The following is a 21,528-nucleotide window of genomic DNA, read 5'->3' as shown; positions in this document are numbered from 1 at the left end:
TGGGGAGCACCATGTCATCTGTATCAGGAAATAAACTGCTGATCATCGCGGTGGCGTGTGGCGTGCTCGCAGGGGCCATGGGCTGGATGTACCTGAAATCCAAGGAAGCCCAGTACCGTGATGCCTATCGGCCGCCGGTTGAAGCCAAGGTCACGGTGGTTGTGCCACGGGCGGACATCGGCAAGGCCCAAGTGCTGACCCCGGAGCTGGTCGCCACCCTGGATGTGCCCAAGGACTACCTGGCATCCAATGTCGTTCTGGCCGAGGACTGGCCCAAGCTTGAAGGCCGCATGACGGTTGCGCCGCTGCAACGCGGTCGGCCCATCAGTTGGGATGCCGTGGAGCAGGAACGCGTCTCGCGCTTCTCGGAGAACGTCGAGCTGGGCAAGCGGGTCAAGACGGTCAAAATCAGCAAGATCAATTCCTTTGACGGCATGCTGCGCCCCGGCGACCACATCGACCTGCTGGGCAGTTTTGCCGCCGGCGACATCGGCCTGCAAAAGCAGCCCAACTATGCCGATGATGTGGTGATCAACATCCTCGAAGACATCATCGTGCTGGCCGCCGGCCGCGAAGATGCCAGCGGCCACAAGTACGAGAACTACTACGACCAGAGCACGCCCGACGGCTTCAACATGAACTTTTCCACCCTGTCGCTGATGCTCACGCCGGCTCAGGTGGCACGGGTTGAACTGGCGGAAAAGTCCGGGGAAATGGTCGCCGTCCTGCGTCACCCCAAAGACACCAGCATGGCCACACTCGGTCAAGTTACCGTCGCCAACCTGCTGGACCCGCCACCGCAGGAGCTGATCGACGTGGTGGTGGATGCCGACGGCAACCTGATCGGTCGTATCGTCGGCGATAACATTGTCGGCGCCGATGGCCGCATCCTCGGCAAGATTGTCGACGGCCATGCGGTGGGCTTCGACGGCAACGTGATTGGCAACATCGTTCGCGGCCTGAATGGCGATGACCCGCTGTTGCGCATGCATGAACGTGCCACGGTGGTGCGCGACGAGCAGGGCAATGTGCTCGGTCGTGTGGTCGACGGCAAGGTCATCGATGCCAGCGGCAACGCCATTGGTAACGTCGTTGATGGCAAGGCGGTCGGCGTGGATGGCAAGTCGCTGGGCAAGGTCGAAGCCAACGTCGTGCTCGACAGCCAGGGCCGCGTGGTCGACATGAGCCGCTCGCGGGTACAGAACCACGCAGCGCCCGCCCAGCAGGAGCGCCAGGTCGTGCGGGATGCGGCTGGCAATATTCTTGGCTGGGTGGATGGCGACAAGATCATCGATGCCCAAGGCAAGGTGATCGGCAGCTATCGCGACGGCAAAGCCTACGACCTCGACGGCAAGCTGCTCGGCAGTATCAGCACCATGGTGCAAGACGCCCAAGGCAAGATCGTCGGCGAGATGGGCCAAGTGGCGCGCGATGCCGACGGCAAGATCATCGGTCGCGTGGTCGACGGCCAACTGCTCGATGCCGACGGCAAAGTCCTCGGCATCGTCAAGGACGGCCAGGTGCTGAGCCGCGACGGCAAGGTGCTCGGCCAGGTCGAGAACATTCAGCTCGACAGCAATGGTCGCCCTGTTGAGGGCAACGTGCGCGTGGCCCGCGATGCCAGCGGCAAGGTGCTCGGCACCCTGGTGGGCGACGACATTATCGATGCCCAGGGCCGCAAGGTCGGCAGCGTCAAAAATGGCGAAGTCCGTGATCTGGCCGGGCAGGTGGTGGCGGGTGCCCAGGTGGCGGTTCAGGGCGATGCCAAAGTCGTGGTGCGCGATGCCGAGGGCAACATCATCGGCACCTTGCGCGGCGACACCGTATTCGGCGCCGACGGCAAGGCCACGGGGAAACTGCTCAACGGCAAGCTCGTCGATGGCAATGGCAACGTGCTGGTCAGCGGCCTGACGGTGGCCGCCGAACAGGCCGCCAACCTGCCCAGCGAACAGTCGGGCAAAGCGCGCAACAAGCGCCTGGAGCCCACCCGCATGATCCAGTTCATTCCCGGCGGTACAGGCACCGCTGGCGTTATTCCCGTGCAGACCCTGCGCCTTGAATAACCCTCACCACCGCGCGCGGGCTGTGCCTGCGTCGACTCACTTAATTGCACACGCTGGGGCGACAATGAAAAGGCTACGAGTGTTATCGATAGTGTGCGGTGCCGCCATGGCCCTGCAGGTTCAGGCCGACGAGATTCCCGCGTCGATGGTGCTGTACGACGGCGATGTGCATGTGATCTTGGCCCCCGGTGTGGAGCGCGTGGCCGTCGGCAACGTGGAGATCATCAGCGCTACCATGCTGAAAAACGAAGAGGTGGTGATTACCGCAGAAACACCGGGGGAAACCACGGTGCAATTGTGGTTTGCCGATGACCAGCGCCAGGAGGTCAGCGTGGTGGTGGCCAAGGCCAATGGCTACCGCCAGGTCGGCGAGCTGCGCGCTTTGCTGTCGGATATTCCGGGGCTGCGCATCCGCACCGTGGGTCGCCAGGTGGTGCTGGAGGGTCGCCTGAGCAGTGAGTACCTGGCACGGGTCAAGGAAGCCGCCAAGTTCTATGAGAACGTGCTGGTGCTGGCCGAAGAGCAGACCGGCGCCGCCACCAAGGCCGACTCGGCCCAGGTGCTGCAAGAGGTCAAGGCCATGCTCGGGCAGATTCCCGGCATTCAGATCAAAGCCGTCGGCCGGCAGATTGTTATCGACGGCGATCTGGATGCCATCGACATCACCCGCATCGAGCTGCTCAAGGCACGCTACCCGGACCTGCTGGTGCTGGCTCAGCCGATGTCCAAGTTCCTCGCGCCGATGATCTACTTCGATGTGCGCATCACTGAGTTCGCCAAGGACGATGTGGAGGAGCTGGGCGTCAACTGGAGCACCAGCATCAATGGCCCGACGTTCGCCTTTAACGCCGACGGTGGCACCAACAACCTCTACCGTGGCCAGTTCCCCAGCGCCTCCGGCACCTTCGACGACCTTAATGATGCGGTTGGCGATGTCGGTTCCCATGCCTATTGGGGCGTGGCCAGTGAGATCACTTCGCGGATCAACCTGCTGGAGAAAAACGGCTCGGCCCTGACCCTGGCCTCGCCACGGCTCAGCGCCCGCAGTGGCGGCAAGGCAGAGCTCACCGTCGGCGGTCAGGTGCCGGTGGTGACCAGCAGCATCAACGGCCCCTCGGTGGAGTACAAGGACTTCGGCATCCTGCTCAATATCGAGCCGCAACTGTACGGCGGCGAAACCATCGCCACCAACGTCAAGGCGGAAATCAGCCAGCTGGACAAAGCCAACCAGGTCGGCGAATACCCAGCCTTCAAAACCCGCCGCACCGAGAACGAAGTGCAGCTCAAAGTGGGGGAGACCCTGGTGCTCTCCGGCCTGGTGACCGAGGACAGCCAATCAACCATTGAAGGCATCAAGTGGTTGATGAACATTCCTTACATCGGCGCTCTGTTTCGCAATAAAAGCTTCAAAGGCAATCGCACTGAATTGGTGATTTTTATCACCCCGCGCCTGCTCACCGAAGGCGCCGACTCGCCGAACGTCAAAGAGCTCGCCCGCGAGAAACAGATGATCGAGAAGTACGCCAAAACCGTTGGCAATCTCGAACTGATTGATTGAGGGCTGAGCATGTTTGAAGTGGTGGTGACCTATAAAGGCGGCGAGCAGCTCGACACGCTCACCTGCACCTCGGCGCAATGCGAGGTGGGCAAGGCGCGAACCGGGCTGGTGCGCTTGCGCGGCTGGAAGGTGGCCCCCAATCACGCGCGCATAGAGCAATCGCTGGGCGGCCTGTTTGTGGAAAATATCAGCCGTGGCAACGAGCTGCTGGTGAACGGCAAACCGGTGGAGCGCTTCGGCCCGCTTAGCCCGGAAGACCTGATCGGCATCGGCGCCTACAACCTGCAAGTACGGGCCGTTGGGCAGGTCGAAACCGAGGCCGACACGCCGCTGCCACCGGATGCGGCGATCAGCAGCGGTGAGGACAACGCACCCTACATGGAGTGGTCGCAGTACGTGCAGGCGGAACTGTTCCGCGCCATGGACCTGCGGCGGATGAACCTCGACAGCATGGGCCCGCTGGAGGTGCGCAACAGCTTGTCCGAGTTGATCAACGGCATTACCGAGCAGATCGCCCACCGCCTGCCGGCCACGCTCAGTCGCGAGATTCTGCACAAGATCGTGATCAACGAAGCCGTGGGCTTGGGCCCGCTGGAAGACTTGCTGGCCGACCCCAGCGTGTCGGAAATCATGGTCAACCGTTACGACGATATTTACGTGGAGCGCTCGGGCCGCCTGGAGCGCACCGGCATAAGCTTCAGCTCCGACTCGGCCGTGCTGTCCACCATCGAACGGATCATTTCGCCGCTGGGGCGGCGCATCGATGAAAGCTCACCGATGGTCGATGCCCGCCTCAAAGATGGCTCGCGGGTCAACGCCATCATCCCGCCGCTGGCGCTGCGTGGGCCGTGCCTGACCATCCGTAAATTCTCGGAGAAGAAGCTCACCACCGATGACTTGCTGGGCTATGGCTCGATCAATGAACCCATGGTCGAATTTCTGCGTATCGCCGTGGAGCAGCGGATGAACATCGTGGTGTCTGGCGGCACCGGCTCGGGCAAAACCACGCTGCTGAACATTCTCTCCAACTTCATCCCGCTGGATGAACGCGTGGTGACCATCGAAGACGCGGCCGAGTTGAAGTTGGTGCAACCCCACGTGGTCTCCCTGGAGGCGCGCCCGGCCAACATGGAGGGTAAGGGCCAGGTGACCATTCGTGACCTGGTGCGCAACTGCCTGCGCATGCGCCCGGATCGCATCGTGGTCGGCGAGTGTCGCGGCGGGGAAGCCCTGGACATGCTGCAGGCAATGAACACCGGTCACGATGGCTCACTGACCACCGGCCACGCCAACTCGCCGCGCGACATGCTGCGCCGTCTGGAAGTGATGGTGCTGATGGCCGGTATGGATTTGCCCGTGCAAGCCATTCGCGAGCAAATCTCCTCGGCCGTGCAGCTGATCGTGCAGCAAACACGCTTTGGCGATGGCTCGCGGCGCATCATCAGCATCACCGAAGTCACCGGCATGGAGCAGAGCACGATTCTGCTCAACGAGATCTTTGCCTATCAGCAACAGGGCTTCGACGAGCACGGCCGGGTCAAGGGCCATTACCGAGCCACCGGACAGATCCCAGAGTTCTACGAGGCGCTGAGCAAGCGCGGCATTGGCGTGAACATGGACATCTTCCACACCCCGGAGCGCCTGTAAGTGGCCGCCGTGTGGCTGGTGCTGTGCGCGCTGCTGCTGGCCGTTTCGGTCTGCGCGCTGGCCTTGCTGATCAGCCGGCGGGTGGCCGACAACCTGGACCATTACCGCCGGCAGTTTTCCCGTCGCGCCGAGCTGGAAATGGCCGACATGTTTATTTTCACCAGCGGCCGGCAAGTGGTCATTCTCACCCTGGTGCTGCTGTTGCTGGTGCCGGTGCTGCTCGAACTGTTGTTCCAACTGCCGGTGGTCACGGCAGCGGGCATTGTCGTCACCCTGTTCACCCCGCACCTGATGTTCAATCACCTGCGCAAGGCACGGTTGAAGAAGTTCGAAGAGCAGCTGCCCGATGCTTTCATGCTGCTGTCCAGCAGCCTGCAATCCGGCGCCAGCCTGAACATGGCGCTGGAGAACGTGGTGCATCAGTCGCCAGCGCCGCTGAACCAGGAGTTCGGCCTGCTGATCAAGAACATCCGCCTCGGCGTCACCCTGGAAGAAGCGCTGATCAAGCTGGAAAAACGCCTGCCGTTGCCCTCATTCATCATGGCCAGTTCGGCCATTCGCATCAGCCGCGAAGTGGGCGGCAACCTGGTGGAAACCATCAACGGCATGGCCGCCATGCTGCGGCGGAAAAAAGTCATGGAGGGCAAGATCGACAGCCTCACCGCCCAGGGCCGTGCCCAGGGCACATTCATGGCCATGCTGCCGATCATGCTGGCCATCATCCTCAGCTTTATTGAGCCGGAAGCCATGCGCCAGCTCTACACCACCCGCAACGGCCTGATGGTGCTGGCGGTGATGGTGGTGATGGAAGTGCTGGGCTTTATGTTCATCAAAAAAATTACCCGGATTGACGCCTGATCATGAGCGAACTTCTTGTCCTGTTCAGCAGCGCCAGCCTGGGGGTGACCGTCACCTGCGTCCTGCTTGCGGTGTTGTCGTTGTTCACTCTGCTGCCCGCAGAAAACCGCACCTACATGGACCCGGTGCCGAGCTGGATACGCCCGGTTTGGCCGCTGGTGCGCCTGGTCAGTCACTTTGCCTGCAGCAACCTGCCGCCCAAACTGATGGACTGGCTGGACGTACGCATGCAGCGTACCGGGGCGCTTTATGTGCTCACGGCCGAAGACTTTCTCGCCCTGTGCATCACCATGGCGCTGCTGTTTCCGGTGCTGGCGATCCTGCCGATGGCCAGCGGCAAGAGCGGCATTCTCTGGTCGGTGGTGTTGCTGATGCTGCTGATGGGCGCCGCCTTGCCCGTCATGTGGATCAGCGACACACATAAACGCCGCGACCGCGACATCGTGCGCAACCTGCCGGTGTTTCTCGAATACCTGTCCATGTGCGTCGACGCCGGCCTGAACTTCCTCGGTGCCTTGCAGCAGGCCGTGGATAAAGGCCCGGATGGCGCCATGAAAAACGAGTTCCGCATCGTGCTGCGCGATATCCGTTCCGGCCTGCCACGCGCCGAAGCGCTGGCGCGCATGGAGCAACGCATTAACCTGAAGGATGTCACCACCTTCGTGCGCTCGGTGGTGCAGGCCGAGAAGATGGGCAGCAGCCTGCGCAACACCCTGCAGATACAGGCCCAGCAGCGCCTGGAAGAGCGCTTTCAGCGCGCCGAGAAAACCGCCATGCAGGCCCCCGTGAAGCTGATCATCCCGCTGATCATGTTCATCTTCCCGCTGACCTTCGTGATCTTGCTGTTCCCGATTGTGGTCAAGTTTATGGGGGAAACCTGATGCCTAAAGCCCTCGTCCTGCATGCGCATGGCCATCGCCCAGCGAGCCGCTTGCAGCTGCAACTCGCCCACACACCCTGGGCGCGGCTGCGCGGTTTGCTCGGCTACAAAACCCTGCCAGCCGGCCACGGCTTATGGCTGCGGCCGTGTAACTCCGTGCATTGCTGGTTTATGCGTTTTGCCATTGATGTGATCTACCTGGATGAGCAACAGCGGGTGCTGCATATCCGCGCCCAGCTGCGGCCCTGGCAACTGAGCCTGTGCTGGCCAGCCAACAGCGTTATCGAAATGGCCGCCGGCGAATGCCAGCGGCTGAACATTACAGCGGGGGACCAGATCCAATGCGTGGCTTAATCATCATCGCCCTGAGCGTTCTGTTGCAGGGCTGCGCCGGGCTTGGGCTTGGCAGCTCCAACGACCTGCTCGACCTTGAGCGCCAGGCGCAACAGGCCTACGCCAAAGGCAACTACCCACGTTCCAGCGAGTATTACGCCAAGCTGGCGACGCGCATGCCCACCGATGCCGACACCCGTTATCGCCTGGCCAATAGCCTGGCGCGCGAAGGCAATCATGGCCTGGCGATCCAGATCTACCGCGAAGCCTTGCTGCGTGACCCGCAGCACGCCGGCGCCTGGTACAACCTGATGCAACTACAAGCGCAAGAGCTAACGCTGACAGCCATGGAGGCACGGCGTTATCTGGACCGGAAAAACCCCAGAGCACAATCGGCCCTGAAACGCGCGGAGCAACTGATTGAGGTGTTTGATGAGCACGCCCCAGCCAGTACCGAGTAGCCGGTTGGATCGTGGGCAGGCCATGGTTGAGTTCCTGATCATCATTCCGGTGTTGATTCTGCTGATCTTCGGGGCGTTTCAAGCGACGTTGATCTACTCGGCGAAAAGCGAACTGAACTACGCGACATTCCAGGCGGCTCGCCTCGGTGCGGTGAACAACGCGCAGTACGAAAGCATGCGCCGTGGCCTGCTGCGTGGCATGTACCCCATGTTCTCGCAGTATCCGGAGGCCGAGCGGATGGACAAAACCGCCGAGGAGGTCGACAACTTCGTGCTGATCACCCGCATCAGCCCAGCGCTCAACAGCTTCAGCGCCTGGCAGGCGCCCCATGTCGGGTTGCTGAGCAGCGGCCAAACCGCTCAAGCCATCCCCAATGACAACCTGATGTACCGCTCGGCCCAGCAGAACCCAGTGTCGATTCAAGACGCCAACCTGCTGAAAATCCGCGTGCAGTATTGCGTGAAACTGATCGTGCCGATGGTCGAACACCTGCTCAGCAGCGCATCGAAATTCAATCAGCGCCAATCCGGCGGCAGCTTCAGCGAGAACTCCAGGCAATCATGGGATCAGTACGCGGCCATTTGTGGCCAGCGCAAGGGGTTTGTCCTGACGTCCGAGGCTACCGTGCGAATGCAGTCGGCAGCCGTCCATGACACGGAAAACTGCGGGGCGGGCAAGAAGATGCTCTGTCCCTGAAACAATCATTTACGCCGCGTGAGCATCTTCCGGGCTGCGCGGTGATTCGATGCGCAGGTAGCTGTTGAGTTTGGCTTGCTGCGCTGGGGTGGTGAACAGGCCGAGTTTGCTGCGGCGCCAGAGAATATCGTCTGCCTGCATGGCCCATTCTTCCTGGCACAGGTAGTCGACTTCGCGGGTGTACAGGCCACCGCCCAGGTGTTCGCCCAGGTCGCTGAGGTTGCTCACGCCTTTGAGCATCAACCAGCTGCGGCTGCCGTAGCTGCTGGCCCAGCGCCGCGCCAGTGAGGTGGGCAGCCAGCCAAAGCGGGCGCACAGGGCTTCAATCAGCGCGCTCTGACTGTCCATTTGTTCGGCGCCGGGCAGCAGGCTGCTGGCGGTCCAACTTGGACCCATCTTGGGGAAGAAGGGCGCCAGTTGCGCCAGCGCCGACTCGGCAAGCTTGCGGTAAGTGGTGAGCTTGCCGCCGAACACCGATAGTAACGGCGCTTCGCCGGGATGAGCGGAGAGCGATAGGGTGTAGTCACGGGTGACTGCCGATGGGTCGTCCGATTCGTCATCACACAGCGGCCGCACGCCGGCATAGGTGTGCAGGATGTCGCTGCGCTGCAGCTGCTTCTTGAAGTGGGCGTTGACCACGTTCAGCAGGTAGTCGGTTTCTTCCTCGCTGATCGCCACTTTGGCTGGGTCGCCCTGGTATTCGCGGTCTGTGGTGCCGATCAGGGTGAAACGCTCCTGATAGGGGATGGCAAAGACGATGCGGCGGTCCTCGTTTTGCAGGATGTAGGCCTGCTCGCCTTCGAACAACTGCGGCACCACGATATGGCTGCCTTGAATCAGGCGGATGCCGTAAGGCGATTCCTGTTTCAGATCCTCGCGGATAAACCGCGCGACCCAAGGGCCGGCAGCATTGACCAGAGCGCGGGCGCGGATTGAAAACAGGCTACCGTCGCTGCGTTCCAGGTGGATATGCCACAGGCCCTTGCTGCGCCGCGCACTGACGCAACGGGTGCGACTGTGCACGTGAGCGCCTTGCTCGCGGGCTGCCATGGCGTTGAGTACCACTAGGCGGGCGTCATCAACCCAGCAATCGGAATACTCGAAACCGCGGCTGATCTCGCTTTTCAACGGGCTGCCGGCGCCAAAGCGCAGGCTACGCGAGCCTGCCAGTTGCTCGCGCTTGCCCAGATGATCATAGAGAAACAGCCCGGCACGGATCATCCAGGCCGGGCGCAGGTGCGGGCGGTGGGGGAGGATAAAACGCATAGGTTTGACGATATGTGGGGCTTTGCTAAGCAGCACTTCCCGCTCGGCCAGTGCTTCGCGCACCAGGCGGAATTCATAGTGCTCCAGGTAGCGCAGGCCGCCATGGATCAGTTTGCTGCTGGCCGACGAGGTGTGTTGCGCCAGGTCGTCCTTTTCGCAAAGGAACACGGACAAACCGCGCCCGGCTGCATCGGCGGCAATCCCGACACCATTGATACCGCCGCCGATCACGGCAAGGTCATAGACTTCAGCGAGTGGAGTGTTGCTGGCGGGACGAGTAGGCATGGCGGCACCGAAAGTCAGTATTGAACTTTAAATGTTCACTTTCGAAAATATGCTAGTCGAATATGCACGGCTTCGCCACCCCGAAGTGCGCTTTCGCGCTCAGCGGTTGTGAGGAATTGGTAACGGGATATCGGCTAGGCAGGTGAGTGGGCGAGTGCTGGCGGTCTCACACCAGGTCGAGGTGTACTTTGTGCTCGGTGAGCAGGCGGTTTATGGCCGCGGACGGCGCGGCATCGGTGAACACCCGATCGACCAGGGCGACCGAGCCCAGACGCACGACTGCGTTGCGGCCGAACTTGCTGGAGTCGACGGCCAGAAATACCTGGCGCGCATTGCTGATAATAGCCTGGGAGACCCGCACTTCCTGGTAGTCGAAGTCGAGCAGACTGCCGTCTTCATCGATGCCACTGATGCCGACCAGGGCGAAATCGACCTTGAACTGCTGGATAAAATCCACCGCTGCTTGGCCGACGATGCCGCCGTCGCTGCGCACCGTACCGCCGGCCAACAGCACTTCGAAGTCGGCCTTGGCGCTGAGCTGGGCCGCTACATGCAGGTTGTTGGTGATGATCTTCAGGCCCTTGTGGCCGAGCAGCTCACGGGCAATGGCTTCGGTGGTGGTACCAATGTTGATGAAGAGCGAGGCGTGGTTGGGGATCTGTGCGGCAATGGCTGCTGCGATGCGTTGCTTTTCATCGCGCATCTGCCCGGCGCGCATGCTGTAGGCGGTGTTCTGCGTACTGGAGCTTTCACTGGCTGCTCCGCCATGGGTGCGGCGCAGCAGACCTTGCTCGGCAAGCTGATTGATGTCGCGGCGAATGGTCTGCGGGGTGACGGCAAACGCCTGGGCCAACTCGTCGATGCTGACATAGCCGCGTTCGCGGGCGAGTTCGAGAATGTCGTGTTGGCGTGGCGGCAGGGTCATGAAAACTCCTTGAAAGTGCGCGCCATTATAGGCTGCCGCGCGGATTTTATGGCCTACCGTCCGCAGCGGCCACCCTTCGGGCCGTCGCTACGCGACGTTAAAAACTGCTCCCGGCAGTTTTTTCGGCTAAGGTACGCCAACTTTGTCAGATTGTTTTCACATTCGAACATGACGCCTGCTATCGATCTGCTGAAAAAGGCTAAAACTGCGCACCAGGTGCACAGTTATCACCATGACCCCAAAGCCGCTTCCTATGGCCTGGAAGCGGCGGAAAAGCTCAACCTTGAGCCCGCTCAGGTATTCAAGACGCTGCTGGCCGCCAGTGAGAAAGGCGAGCTGCTGGTGGCGGTGGTGCCGGTGGCCGGCACGCTTGACCTGAAGGCCCTGGCGCAGGCAGCCGGGGTGAAGAAAGCCGATATGGCCGACCCCGCTGCTGCACAGCGTGCTACCGGTTACCTGCTCGGCGGCATCAGCCCGCTGGGGCAGAAGAAGCGCCTGCGTACCTTTATTGACGAATCGGCGCAGCACTTTCCGAATATCTACGTCAGCGCCGGGCGGCGCGGCCTGGAGGTGCAGCTGGAAGCTACTGTGCTGGCCCAGCTGACGCAGGCAATCTTTGCACCAATTGGTCGCGGCTAGCAGCCGCTCTACAGCCTATAAAAATAAGGAAATCTGCATGTCTCATTACCTGCTTGCCATCGACCAAGGCACCACCAGCAGCCGGGCAATTGTCTTCAGCGCCCAAGGGCTGCCCGTCGCGCGTGCTCAGCAGGAGTTCAAACAGTATTTCCCGCAGGATGGCTGGGTTGAACATGACGGCGAAGAGCTGTGGCTGAGTACTCTCAAGGTCTGCCGTGAGGCGCTCAAGCAGAGCGGTTTGAGTGCCAGTGATGTGGCGGCTATCGGCATCACCAATCAGCGTGAAACCACCTTGGTGTGGGATGCGCAGACCGGTACACCGATCCATCCGGCGATTGTCTGGCAAGACCGCCGTACTGCTGACTACTGCGCCGAGCTGAAAGATGCCGGGCATGAAGCCGCGGTAGCGGCCAAGACCGGGCTGCTGATTGACCCATATTTCTCGGCCACCAAGCTGCGCTGGATTCTGCATAGAGTGCCCGGTGCCCGTGAGCGCGCTGAACGCGGTGAGCTGCGCTTTGGTACCGTGGATTCCTTTTTGCTGTGGCGCCTGACCGGTGGTAAGTCGCACAAGACTGACGCCAGCAACGCCTCGCGCACCCTGTTGTTCAATATCCATACCCAGCAGTGGGATGAAGAGCTGCTCAAGCTATTCGAGATTCCCGCCAGCCTGCTGCCGGAGGTGCTCGATTGCGCCGCTGATTTCGGCATTACCGATGCCAATCTGCTCGGCGCTGCGATTCCGGTGCTGGGCATGGCCGGTGATCAGCAGGCGGCCCTGATCGGTCAAGCGTGCTTCGAGCCGGGCATGGTCAAAAGTACCTATGGCACCGGCTGTTTCATGATCCAGAACACCGGTAGTACGCCGGTGATCTCGAAAAACCGTCTACTCACCACGGTCGGTTATCGTCTCGATGGCCAGGTCACCTATGCGGTGGAAGGCAGTATTTTCGTCGCCGGCGCAGCTGTGCAGTGGCTGCGCGACGGTATCAAGCTGATCAGTCATGCCCGTGATACCGAGGCTATGGCCGAGCAGACCGGCGATGCCTGCGGCGTGTACCTGGTTCCAGCGTTTACCGGCCTTGGGGCACCGTACTGGGACCCGAAAGCCCGCGGCGCAATCTTTGGTTTGACCCGCGATACCGGAATCAAGGAAATCGTCACCGCCGGCTTGCAGTCAGTGTGCTATCAGACCCGTGATCTGCTTGAAGCCATGCGCCAGGATGGCGCGGCCGAACCGAGTGCACTGCGGGTCGATGGCGGCATGGTGGAGAATAACTGGGTCATGCAGTTTCTTGCCGACATCCTCGGGGTGCCGGTGGAGCGTCCGGAAGTCACGGAAACCACAGCGCTCGGCGTGGCCTACCTGGCCGGCCTGCAAGCCGGGCTATATAAGGATTTGGCGAGCATTGCCCGGCATTGGCACCGTCAGCAGCGGTTCGATCCGCGCATGGCGGACAGTCATCGCAGCAAACTCTATGACGGGTGGCTGGATGCGGTGAAAAGGGTGCGCAGCGAAGGCTGAGGATGGTAAAACTCGCTGCAAGCTTATTGGTCTCTGGAGCCCTGCATGTCGATATGCCGTCAGCTGGTTGCTCGTGGATTGTTGTTGACGCTGCTGGGCGTAGCCGGCTGGGCGCGGGCCGAGACGCTGGTGATCGCCGGGGACATCTGGTGCCCGGTGAATTGCCAGCCAGGCGCCGAGCGGCCAGGCATATTTGTTGAGCTGGCGCGGGAGATCTTTGCCGAAGCCGGTATCGAGGTGCAGTACCAGGCGCTGAACTGGGCGCGTACGCTGCAGCAGGTGCGCCGCGGCCAGCTGAATGCGGCCATCGGCGCGGGCGTTGAGGATGCGCCGGATTTTCTCTTTGGCTCTACCCCTGTTGCGTCGTCGCGTAGTTGCTTTTTTACCTTGCCGGATTCCACCTGGCATTTTAGCGGTACTGAATCACTCGCCGAGCAACGCCTGGGGGTCATCAATGACTACAGCTATGGCGATGAACTGAACACCTATATCGCCTTGCACCACGCTGACAGCGAGCGCATCCAGATTGCCGCCGGTGATACGGCACTAGCCTTGAACATCGGCAAGCTGATGCACGGCCGGGTGGATGTAGTGCTGGAAAACGCCTGGGTGATGCAGGCCATGCTGGCCAGTCAGGGGCAGGCGGGAGGCTTGCGTGAAGCCGGGTGCCGCGCTCCGGATGTGCCGATCTACCTGGCGTTCTCCCCGGCACTGGAAAGCAGTCCACGTTATGTCGCGTTGTTTGAGCAGGGTGTGCAGCGTTATCGGGCCAATGGTCGTTTGCAGGCTTTACTGGCGGCGTATGGGGTGCAGGGTCCCTGACCGTGGTTGGTGTCTGCTTGCCGAGCAAGGCTTGTGGGCGCGCTGTATGGCTGTAATTGGCCGCCGCTGTAGCGGTAATGTCGAGTCTGTTTTCGGCATGCTTTAACGCACGAAGAATCCGGAGTGCGTCCCATGCAGCTTGAATTTCACCAAGTCGATGCCTTTGCCTCGCAACCGTTTACCGGTAACCCAGCGATGGTCTATCGCTTGGATCGTTGGCTGGACGATGCCCTGATGCAGCAGATTGCCGGCGAGCACAACCTGGCGGAAACCGCCTTTGTAGTGAAAGAAGGCGCGGCCTGGCATATACGCTGGTTTACTCCTACGGCCGAAGTGCCGCTGTGCGGCCATGCCACCTTGGCCAGTGCCCATGTGCTGTTTGAGGTCTACGGTGAGCCAGGTGATGTACTTGATTTCACCTGCTTGTCGGGTGCGCTGCGGGTCAGTCGCGCAGGCAGCATGCTGGTGCTGGATTTCCCTGTGCGCCGCGCGCAACCGTGCGACTTACACGCAGACGTTGAGCGAGTGCTGGGGTTGCCGGTGGACAGTGTGTTGGCGTTGCATGAAGGGCAGGGGATTCAGGAACTGCTAGCGGTTCTGCCGAGCGAAGCGGCGGTGCGAGCGTATAAGCCCGATCTAGCCGCTGTGGCCACGCTGCCCGGACTGGGCTTGCTGATCAGCGCGCCTGGTGAGCAACATGACTTCGTCTCACGTTATTTCGCCCCGTCTATTGGTATCAATGAAGACCCGGTAACCGGCTCAACCCATTGCATCCTTACGCCCTTATGGGCTCAGCGTCTGGACAAGACCCAGCTGAGTGCGTTCCAGTGTTCGGCGCGCGGCGGCGAGTTGCACTGTGAGCTGGTTGGCGAGCGGGTAAAGATTGCCGGCCAGGCGTTGTTGATTGCCAGTGGCCGGTTACTGTTGGGGTAGGTCAGCTGTCGCTGCTGTAGCGACGCACGCCCGACTCACCCAGGTTGACCTGGGCGGCGATGCTGCCGGGGGCGGGGAATACCACCAGATGGTCGGCGGCGACGCGGATGCCGACCTGCTGGCCGGGCAGGTGATCGGCGTGGCTGGGGAAGATTGATTCCAGCTGGCTGCCTGTGGGCAGTTGCAGGCGATACAGGGTCGCTGCACCGAGGAAGGTCTTGCCGACGATCAGCGCCTTTTGCGTGCTGTCCGGGTCATACACGATATCGTCTGGACGCAGCAGCACATCGACCGCACTGCCGGTTGGCCAGTTGTAGGCACGGTTGCCACGAATCAGGCCCAGTTCGGTCTGTACCGAGTCCGGGCTGAGCAACTGGCCGCGAATAAAGTAGCCCTGGCCGATAAAGCTGGCGACAAACGGCGTCAGCGGTTCGTGGTAGAGGTTGAATGGGGTATCCCACTGCTCCAGCTTGCCTTCCTTGAACACGCCGACGTGATCGCTGACGGCAAAAGCTTCTTCCTGGTCATGGGTCACTAGAATCGCGCTGGTGCCACGGGCTTTGAGAATGTCGCGCACCTCATGGCTCAAGCGCCGGCGCAGCTCGCCATCCAGGTTGGAAAACGGCTCATCAAGCAGCAGCAGCTGTGGTTCCGGCGCCAGAGCACGGGCCAGGGCCACGCGTTGCTGTTGGCCGCCGGACAGCTCATGCGGGTAGCGTTTGCCGAGGTGACCAAGCTTGACCAGCTCCATCAGCTCCTGGGTAACCCGCTCGCAATTAGGTTGTTTGCGGATGCCGAAGCCTATGTTCTCCGCCACGCTCAGGTGCGGGAACAGTGCGTAATCCTGGAACACCATGCCAATCCGGCGTTTCTCCGGGGCCAAGGTAAAGCCAGCTTTGGAGATAACCTGATCGGCCAGCTGGATCTCGCCCTCCAGCACCGGCTCAAAACCGGCGATGGCGCGCAATGTCGTGGTCTTGCCGCAACCCGAAGGGCCGAGCAGGCAGCCGATATCGCCGGCATTCAGATGCAGATTGAGGTTCTGTACCACCGTGTGTCCGGGGTAGCCGCAGCTCAGGTCACGTAGGTTCAGTAGGGGCTGGTTCATGCGTGGTGGTACGCTGGTTCAACCAGAAATTCGAGCAGTGCCTTTTGTACATGCAGGCGGTTTTCCGCTTGATCCCAGGCGGCCGAGCGCGGGTCGTCGAGCAGGTCTTCGCTGATTTCCTCGCCACGGTGAGCCGGCAGGCAGTGCAGGAACAGCACGTCGTCGGCGGCTGCATCGAGCAGTGCACGGTTGACCTGGTAGGGCTGGAACAGCTTCAGGCGTTCGGCAGCTTCGTCTTCCTGGCCCATTGAGGCCCATACGTCGGTGCTTACCAAGTGTGCGCCGGCAACCGCTTCACGAGGGTCGCGCACGATTTGCACACGCTCGCCGGCAGCGGCAAGGAACGTGGCGTTTGGCTCATAGCCCTCGGGGCAGGCGACGCGCAGTTGGAAGTCGAACTGCATCGCCGCTTCTATATAGGAGTTGCACATGTTGTTGCCGTCGCCGATCCAGGCCACGGTCTTGCCTTTGATGCTGCCGCGATGCTCCTGATAGGTCTGCATGTCTGCCAGCAGTTGGCAGGGGTGCAGGTCATCGGACAGGCCGTTGATCACTGCGACCCGTGAGTTGGCGGCGAATTCGGTCAAGGTGCTGTGGGCGAAGGTGCGGATCATCACCGCATCAAGCATGCGCGACATGACGATGGCGGCATCGCCGATCGGCTCGCCACGGCCCAGCTGAGTGTCACGTGGGGAGAGGAAAATGGCCTGGCCGCCGAGCTGGATCATGCCGGCTTCGAACGACAGGCGGGTGCGGGTCGAGGCCTTCTCGAAGATCATGCCCAGTACGCGATTCTTCAGCGGCTCAAAGAGTACACCGCGGTTGCGCAAGTCCTTCAGCTCCATACCGCGGCGGATCAGGCTCACCAGTTCATCCGGTGTGCAATCCATCAGCGAGAGAAAGTGTCTTGCGCTCATCGTTAACTACCTTTTGACAGCTGGGCGCAGGTTCAATGGCCTAATTAAATAGAAGAAACGGCAGAACCTGCGGCTGGGGGGCCGCACTATGCGACGAAACGGGGAAGTCGCGATCTTATAAGCAAACGCCGATCAGGCGCAAATTGCCTGCACGGTCACAGCTACAGGGGCTGTGTAAAAGACCATCCATCGGTCGACCTGATGCCGGGCAATTCACGTAACGAACCCTGCTGGTGCAGAGGGCAGGCAGCCGCCATAGTCATGGTTTACGGTGCTGCGTGCATCGAATCAAAACAAGAGGCTCGGCCATGACCAAAACCCTCCACCACCGTGCATGCCATCTCTGTGAAGCCATTTGTGGCCTGACCATTGAGACCGAAGTGCAGGACGACGGCTCCACGCAGATCCGTTCGATCAAGGGCGATGCCCAGGACAGCTTCAGCCGTGGCCATATTTGCCCCAAGGCCGTGGCCCTGCAGGATATCCAGAGCGACCCTGACCGTCTGCGTCAGCCCATGCGCAGGGTGGGCAATGAGTGGCAAGCCATCGAATGGGATGACGCCTTTGAGTTGGTGGCCACGCGCCTGAGTGAGCTGCAGGCGCGGCACGGACAGAACACCGTGGCGGTGTATCAGGGCAATCCGAGTGTGCATAACTACGGCCTGATGACCCACAGCAACTACTTCCTTGGCCAGCTGAAAACCCGTAACCGCTATTCCGCCACCTCGGTCGATCAGCTGCCGCATCACCTGACCAGCCACCTGATGTACGGCCATGGCCTGCTGATTCCGATTCCGGACATCGACCATACCGACTTTATGTTGATCCTCGGCGGCAACCCGCTGGCGTCCAACGGCAGCATCATGACCGTACCGGATGTGGAAAAACGCTTGAAAGCCATCCAGAAGCGCGGCGGTAAATTGGTGGTGGTGGATCCACGGCGTAGCGAAACAGCAGCGATTGCCGACCAGCATGTGTTCGTGCGTCCGGGGCAAGATGCCGCGTTGCTGTTCGGTTTGCTCAATACCCTGTTTGAAGAAAGCCTCGGCCGTGCCAGTCACCTGGCAGTTGATGGGCTGGATGAGGTGCGTCAGGCGATTGCCGGTTTCACCGCCGAAAGCATGAGCGCCCAATGCGGCGTGCCGGCGCAAACGATCCGCCAGTTGGCGCGTGATTTTGCTGCTGCTGAATCGGCGGTGTGTTACGGGCGCATGGGCGTTTCGACCCAGGCCTTCGGCACCCTGTGTCAGTGGCTGGTGCAGTTGATCAACCTGGTCACTGGCAATCTGGACCGCGTCGGTGGCGTGCTTTGCACCGAGCCGGCCGTGGACCTGGTGGCCTCAACCTCCGGTGGGCATTTCAACCGCTGGCAGAGTCGCGTATCCGGCTTGCCGGAGTACGGCGGTGAGTTGCCGGTGTCGGCTTTGGCTGAGGAAATGCTCAATGAGGGCGAAGGGCAGGTGCGTGCGCTGGTCACAGTGGCGGGCAACCCGGTGCTGTCCACGCCCAATGGTCGTCAGCTGGAGCAAGCGTTGGATGGTTTGGAGTTCATGCTCAGCATCGACTTCTATATCAATGAAACCACCCGCTATGCCGACCTGATCCTCCCACCGACTGGGCCGCTGGAGCATGATCACTACGACACCACGTTCAATATGTTCGCGGTGCGCAATGTCACCCGCTTCAATGAGGCGGTGCTGGCCAAACCTGTCGGCGCGCTGCATGACTGGGAAATCTTCGTCGGTCTGGCCAAGGCCTTTGCCGCCAAGACGGGCGTGGAGCTGAAACCGACCATGGCTCCCGAGCAGATGATCGACATGGGTCTGCGGTTTGGTAGTTACGGCGACAAGTCGGAACATAAACTGTCGTTGGCTGCTCTGCGTGAGCACCCGCATGGGCTCGACCTAGGGGCGCTTAAACCCAATCTGAGCGGTCGTCTGAAAACCGCCAATAAGCAGATTCAAGCAGCACCTGCGGTGATCATGGCTGATCTGCAGCGCTTTGCCGCGCAGCCTGCTGCCAAGGCGGATGAGCTGCTGCTGATTGGTCGTCGGCATGTGCGCAGTAATAATTCTTGGATGCATAACTATCACCGCTTGGTGAAGGGTAAGCCGCGCCATCAGCTGCTGATGCATCCGGTGGATCTGAGCCAACGGGGGCTGACCGATGGCCAATTGGTGCGCGTGCGTTCGCGGGTAGGAGTCATTGAGGTAGAAGTGGCCGCCAGTGAAGACATGATGGCGGGTGTGGTCAGCCTGCCGCATGGCTGGGGGCATGCGCGCCCCGGCGTGCAGATGAGCATCGCCAGCGAGCAGCCAGGCGCCAGCGCCAATGACCTGACCGATGAGCGACAACTCGACGCCTTGTCCGGTAATGCAGCGCTGAACGGTGTGCCGGTGCAGGTTGAGGCGGCCTGATCAGGCGATATTCGGCATAAGTAAAGTGGCAGGGAAGGCCGAGCATCACGCTCGGCTTTTCGTTACAATGCCGCCACCGTGCCGACCCGTGAGTCGGGAAGTTAAGTCCTGAGGTGCCCAATGGATATCATCGAAACTATCAAAGAACAGATCGGCAATAACACCGTTCTGCTATACATGAAAGGCTCGCCGAACGCTCCACAGTGCGGCTTTTCCTCCAAAGCTGCGCAGGTTGTGATGGCCTGTGGCGAAAAATTCGCCTACGTCGACATCCTGCAAAACCCGGAAATCCGCGCCAACTTGCCGAAGTACGCCAACTGGCCAACCTTCCCGCAGCTGTGGGTGGGCGGTGAACTGGTCGGCGGCAGCGACATCCTCGCGGAAATGTTTGATAAGGGTGAGCTGCAGACCCTGATCAAGGACGCCGTGCAGAAAGCCAGCGCTTAATTCGGCTGCGCCATAAACAACAAACCCCGCCAAGTGCGGGGTTTGTTGTTTATGGCGCAGTGGTTTGCGCTTATTCGTCCATCTGCGACTGCAGGTAGTTCTGCAGGCCTACGGCTTCGATCAGGCTGAGTTGGGTTTCCAGCCAGTCGATGTGGTCTTCTTCCGAGCAGAGAATTTCTTCGAGCAGTTCACGGCTGGCGTAGTCGCCGATGCTTTCGCAGTAGGCAATCGCCGCTTTCAGGTCGATATGCGCTTTGTGTTCAATCTTCAGATCGCACTCGAGCATTTCCTTGGTGTTTTCACCGATCAGGATCTTGCCGAGGTCTTGCAGGTTTGGCAGGCCTTCGAGGAAAAGGATGCGCTTGATCAGCTTGTCCGCATGCTTCATCTCGTCGATGGACTCGTGATACTCATGCTCACCGAGTTTCTTCAGGCCCCAGTCTTCATACATGCGTGCGTGCAGGAAGTACTGGTTGATCGCGACCAGCTCGTTACCGAGGATCTTGTTCAGATGCTGGATGACCTTCTTGTCGCCTTTCATGTCTGCGTCTGCCTTGCAGGGGGAGTTAGCGTCAAATTCTGGGCCGATGGTTTTCGGCTGTCAAACCTAAGTATTTGAATTTAAAGTTAAAATTAATATGAATACGAATGCTTAAGTTCTGCGCTTGGGCGCTAAGGTGTTGAATTTTAGGCATAAAAAAACCGGACGCTATGTCCGGTTTTTTATAGCGCTAAATTCATGCGGCAACAAAGTTTGCCGGGTAGGCCATGGGCGCTTGGCTGCTTTGTACTTCGCTTAGGGTGTCGCGTACCACTTGTTTGGCCAGGCAAGCACATTTACCGCACTGGCTCGCAACACCCAGGGTGGCGCGCACGTCACGGTAGCTGCAGCAGCCTTCGTAGATGGCTTCGCGGATCTGACCGTCAGTAATACCTTCGCAGAGACACACGTACATGGTTAAGGCTCGTGGCAGGGCAGTGGCTAGTGCGAAGGATACTAATGTTAATGAGAATGCTTGTCAAAACTGTGTGTGGTTGATTGCGAATTGCCTGACGGACGGTGCAAGTGAGCGTCTGCCAGCGGGTGAGGTGATTTGCTTTGAGTCATCGCGGCCCGTGTCGCAGTTAGCTGTGAGTGATCGGGCGTGCGGCAATCGACCGAGATTCGTTGCCGTCTGCTTGCCCATAGGCGGAAAGCATTTGCCGCTTTGCCACGCCCGGCTTCTCATTTATCAATTAAGTAGTTGATAAATAAGTAAAAATTAATATGGCACAAGCATTGCTTATGGTCTTGCACGGAAAGGCGCACCACCCACCGGCAAAGGTTTTAGACCATGAGCATCAGTTTCGATCGGGCACTCGGCATCCATGAACAAGCACTGGGCTTTCGCGCTCAGCGCGCAGAAGTGTTGGCCAACAACATCGCCAACGCGGATACGCCGAACTACAAGGCGCGTGATCTGCAGTTTGCCAATGTGCTGGCGGAGCAGAGTGCAAAGAGCCAGCGCGGCCCGGTCAGCCTGAACCGTACGGATAGTCAGCATATTGCTGCCGAGGGGGTGGCCGGCGGTGATGCCAGCCTGGAGTACCGCATTCCTTTCAGCCCGTCGATTGATCAGAACACTGTCGACCTGCAGATCGAGCAATCCAACTACGCCGAGAACTCGGTGCAGTTCCAGGCCAGCTTCACTTTCCTCAATAGTAAGTTCAAAGGGCTGGTCAACGCCCTGCGCGGCGAATAACAGGA

21 protein-coding genes are annotated in these 21,528 nt (G+C 60.4%); 15 read left to right on the top strand and 6 right to left on the bottom strand.

The annotated features are described in order from the left end of the window. The first annotated feature begins 11 nt into the window (after nt 1-11). The 8 genes from cpaB to HCI85_RS02395 all read left to right on the top strand — a co-directional run bounded on the left by cpaB (nt 12) and on the right by HCI85_RS02395 (nt 8,497). Complete coding sequence (gene cpaB, locus HCI85_RS02430) at nt 12-2,063, top strand: Flp pilus assembly protein CpaB (RefSeq protein WP_167141597.1); 2,052 nt, start codon at nt 12-14, stop codon at nt 2,061-2,063. A 106-nt stretch (nt 2,064-2,169) separates the two neighbouring features. Continuing rightward, on the top strand, nt 2,170-3,621 hold the full coding sequence (locus tag HCI85_RS02425; protein ID WP_167141595.1) for a type II and III secretion system protein family protein: 1,452 nt from the start codon (nt 2,170-2,172) through the stop codon (nt 3,619-3,621). A gap of 9 nt (nt 3,622-3,630) precedes the next feature. Then, the gene (locus HCI85_RS21075; RefSeq protein ID WP_167141593.1) at nt 3,631-5,268 is read left to right on the top strand and encodes an ATPase, T2SS/T4P/T4SS family; all 1,638 of its coding nucleotides are present in this window, start codon (nt 3,631-3,633) and stop codon (nt 5,266-5,268) included. After that, nucleotides 5,269-6,126 (top strand): type II secretion system F family protein, encoded by an 858-nt coding sequence (locus HCI85_RS02415; RefSeq protein WP_160085080.1) that lies wholly within the window; start codon nt 5,269-5,271, stop codon nt 6,124-6,126. Between the two features lie 2 nt (nt 6,127-6,128). Continuing rightward, a complete protein-coding gene (locus tag HCI85_RS02410; protein WP_167141591.1) occupies nt 6,129-7,007 on the top strand; it encodes a type II secretion system F family protein in 879 nt (292 codons plus the stop codon). After that, nucleotides 7,007-7,360: a DUF192 domain-containing protein gene (locus HCI85_RS02405; protein WP_167141589.1), complete on the top strand. Its 354-nt coding sequence runs from the start codon at nt 7,007-7,009 to the stop codon at nt 7,358-7,360. Before HCI85_RS02410 ends, HCI85_RS02405 begins: the two co-directional genes overlap by 1 nt. Further along, the gene (locus tag HCI85_RS02400) at nt 7,348-7,800 is read left to right on the top strand and encodes a tetratricopeptide repeat protein (protein ID WP_167141586.1); all 453 of its coding nucleotides are present in this window, start codon (nt 7,348-7,350) and stop codon (nt 7,798-7,800) included. Before HCI85_RS02405 ends, HCI85_RS02400 begins: the two co-directional genes overlap by 13 nt. Continuing rightward, the gene (locus tag HCI85_RS02395) at nt 7,772-8,497 is read left to right on the top strand and encodes a TadE/TadG family type IV pilus assembly protein (protein WP_167141585.1); all 726 of its coding nucleotides are present in this window, start codon (nt 7,772-7,774) and stop codon (nt 8,495-8,497) included. Before HCI85_RS02400 ends, HCI85_RS02395 begins: the two co-directional genes overlap by 29 nt. Nucleotides 8,498-8,506: 9 nt before the next feature. Here HCI85_RS02395 and glpD read toward each other — a convergent pair whose 3' ends face one another. Together glpD and HCI85_RS02385 are read right to left on the bottom strand one after the other, a co-directional pair. Beyond that, on the bottom strand, nt 8,507-10,048 hold the full coding sequence (gene glpD / locus HCI85_RS02390) for a glycerol-3-phosphate dehydrogenase (protein ID WP_167141583.1): 1,542 nt from the start codon (nt 10,046-10,048) through the stop codon (nt 8,507-8,509). A gap of 166 nt (nt 10,049-10,214) precedes the next feature. Further along, a complete protein-coding gene (locus HCI85_RS02385; RefSeq protein WP_090248296.1) occupies nt 10,215-10,973 on the bottom strand; it encodes a DeoR family transcriptional regulator in 759 nt (252 codons plus the stop codon). Nucleotides 10,974-11,141: 168 nt separating this feature from the next. On the opposite strand from HCI85_RS02385, the gene ybaK reads away from it, so the two are divergent. From ybaK to HCI85_RS02365, 4 genes are all read left to right on the top strand, one after another. After that, the gene (ybaK, locus tag HCI85_RS02380) at nt 11,142-11,612 is read left to right on the top strand and encodes a Cys-tRNA(Pro) deacylase (protein WP_167141581.1); all 471 of its coding nucleotides are present in this window, start codon (nt 11,142-11,144) and stop codon (nt 11,610-11,612) included. Nucleotides 11,613-11,649: 37 nt separating this feature from the next. After that, on the top strand, nt 11,650-13,137 hold the full coding sequence (gene glpK / locus HCI85_RS02375) for a glycerol kinase GlpK (protein ID WP_167141578.1): 1,488 nt from the start codon (nt 11,650-11,652) through the stop codon (nt 13,135-13,137). 45 nt (nt 13,138-13,182) lie between these two features. Further along, the gene (locus HCI85_RS02370) at nt 13,183-13,959 is read left to right on the top strand and encodes a substrate-binding periplasmic protein (RefSeq protein ID WP_167141576.1); all 777 of its coding nucleotides are present in this window, start codon (nt 13,183-13,185) and stop codon (nt 13,957-13,959) included. A gap of 132 nt (nt 13,960-14,091) precedes the next feature. Further along, nucleotides 14,092-14,892: a PhzF family phenazine biosynthesis protein gene (locus HCI85_RS02365; RefSeq protein WP_167141574.1), complete on the top strand. Its 801-nt coding sequence runs from the start codon at nt 14,092-14,094 to the stop codon at nt 14,890-14,892. Between the two features lies 1 nt (nt 14,893). On the opposite strand, the gene HCI85_RS02360 is transcribed toward HCI85_RS02365, so the two are convergent. Further along, nucleotides 14,894-16,000, bottom strand: coding sequence for an ABC transporter ATP-binding protein (locus HCI85_RS02360; RefSeq protein ID WP_090248289.1), 1,107 nt, complete (start codon nt 15,998-16,000; stop codon nt 14,894-14,896). Continuing rightward, nucleotides 15,997-16,917 (bottom strand): ornithine carbamoyltransferase, encoded by a 921-nt coding sequence (gene argF, locus HCI85_RS02355; protein ID WP_167141572.1) that lies wholly within the window; start codon nt 16,915-16,917, stop codon nt 15,997-15,999. Before argF ends, HCI85_RS02360 begins: the two co-directional genes overlap by 4 nt. A 308-nt stretch (nt 16,918-17,225) precedes the next feature. Here argF and HCI85_RS02350 point away from each other — a divergent pair, with 308 nt between their 5' ends. Continuing rightward, the gene (locus HCI85_RS02350; protein ID WP_167141570.1) at nt 17,226-19,334 is read left to right on the top strand and encodes a molybdopterin oxidoreductase family protein; all 2,109 of its coding nucleotides are present in this window, start codon (nt 17,226-17,228) and stop codon (nt 19,332-19,334) included. Nucleotides 19,335-19,454: 120 nt separating this feature from the next. Beyond that, a complete protein-coding gene (gene grxD / locus HCI85_RS02345) occupies nt 19,455-19,781 on the top strand; it encodes a Grx4 family monothiol glutaredoxin (protein ID WP_090248284.1) in 327 nt (108 codons plus the stop codon). Nucleotides 19,782-19,851: 70 nt separating this feature from the next. On the opposite strand, the gene bfr is transcribed toward grxD, so the two are convergent. Together bfr and HCI85_RS02335 are read right to left on the bottom strand one after the other, a co-directional pair. Continuing rightward, complete coding sequence (gene bfr, locus HCI85_RS02340) at nt 19,852-20,322, bottom strand: bacterioferritin (protein ID WP_090248283.1); 471 nt, start codon at nt 20,320-20,322, stop codon at nt 19,852-19,854. Between the two features lie 196 nt (nt 20,323-20,518). Beyond that, entirely contained in the window at nt 20,519-20,737 is a 219-nt protein-coding gene (locus HCI85_RS02335; RefSeq protein WP_160085067.1) for a bacterioferritin-associated ferredoxin, read from the bottom strand. 378 nt (nt 20,738-21,115) lie between these two features. Here HCI85_RS02335 and flgB point away from each other — a divergent pair, with 378 nt between their 5' ends. Next, nucleotides 21,116-21,523: a flagellar basal body rod protein FlgB gene (flgB, locus tag HCI85_RS02330; protein ID WP_167141568.1), complete on the top strand. Its 408-nt coding sequence runs from the start codon at nt 21,116-21,118 to the stop codon at nt 21,521-21,523. Nucleotides 21,524-21,528: the final 5 nt, after the last annotated feature.

Source organism: Pseudomonas sp. OTU750018 (assembly GCF_011636575.1).
GTDB classification, from domain to species: Bacteria; Pseudomonadota; Gammaproteobacteria; order Pseudomonadales; family Pseudomonadaceae; genus Aquipseudomonas; species Aquipseudomonas peli.
The sequence above is the reverse complement of the archived record's forward strand: the minus strand, read 5'-3'. Positions and strand labels throughout refer to the sequence as shown.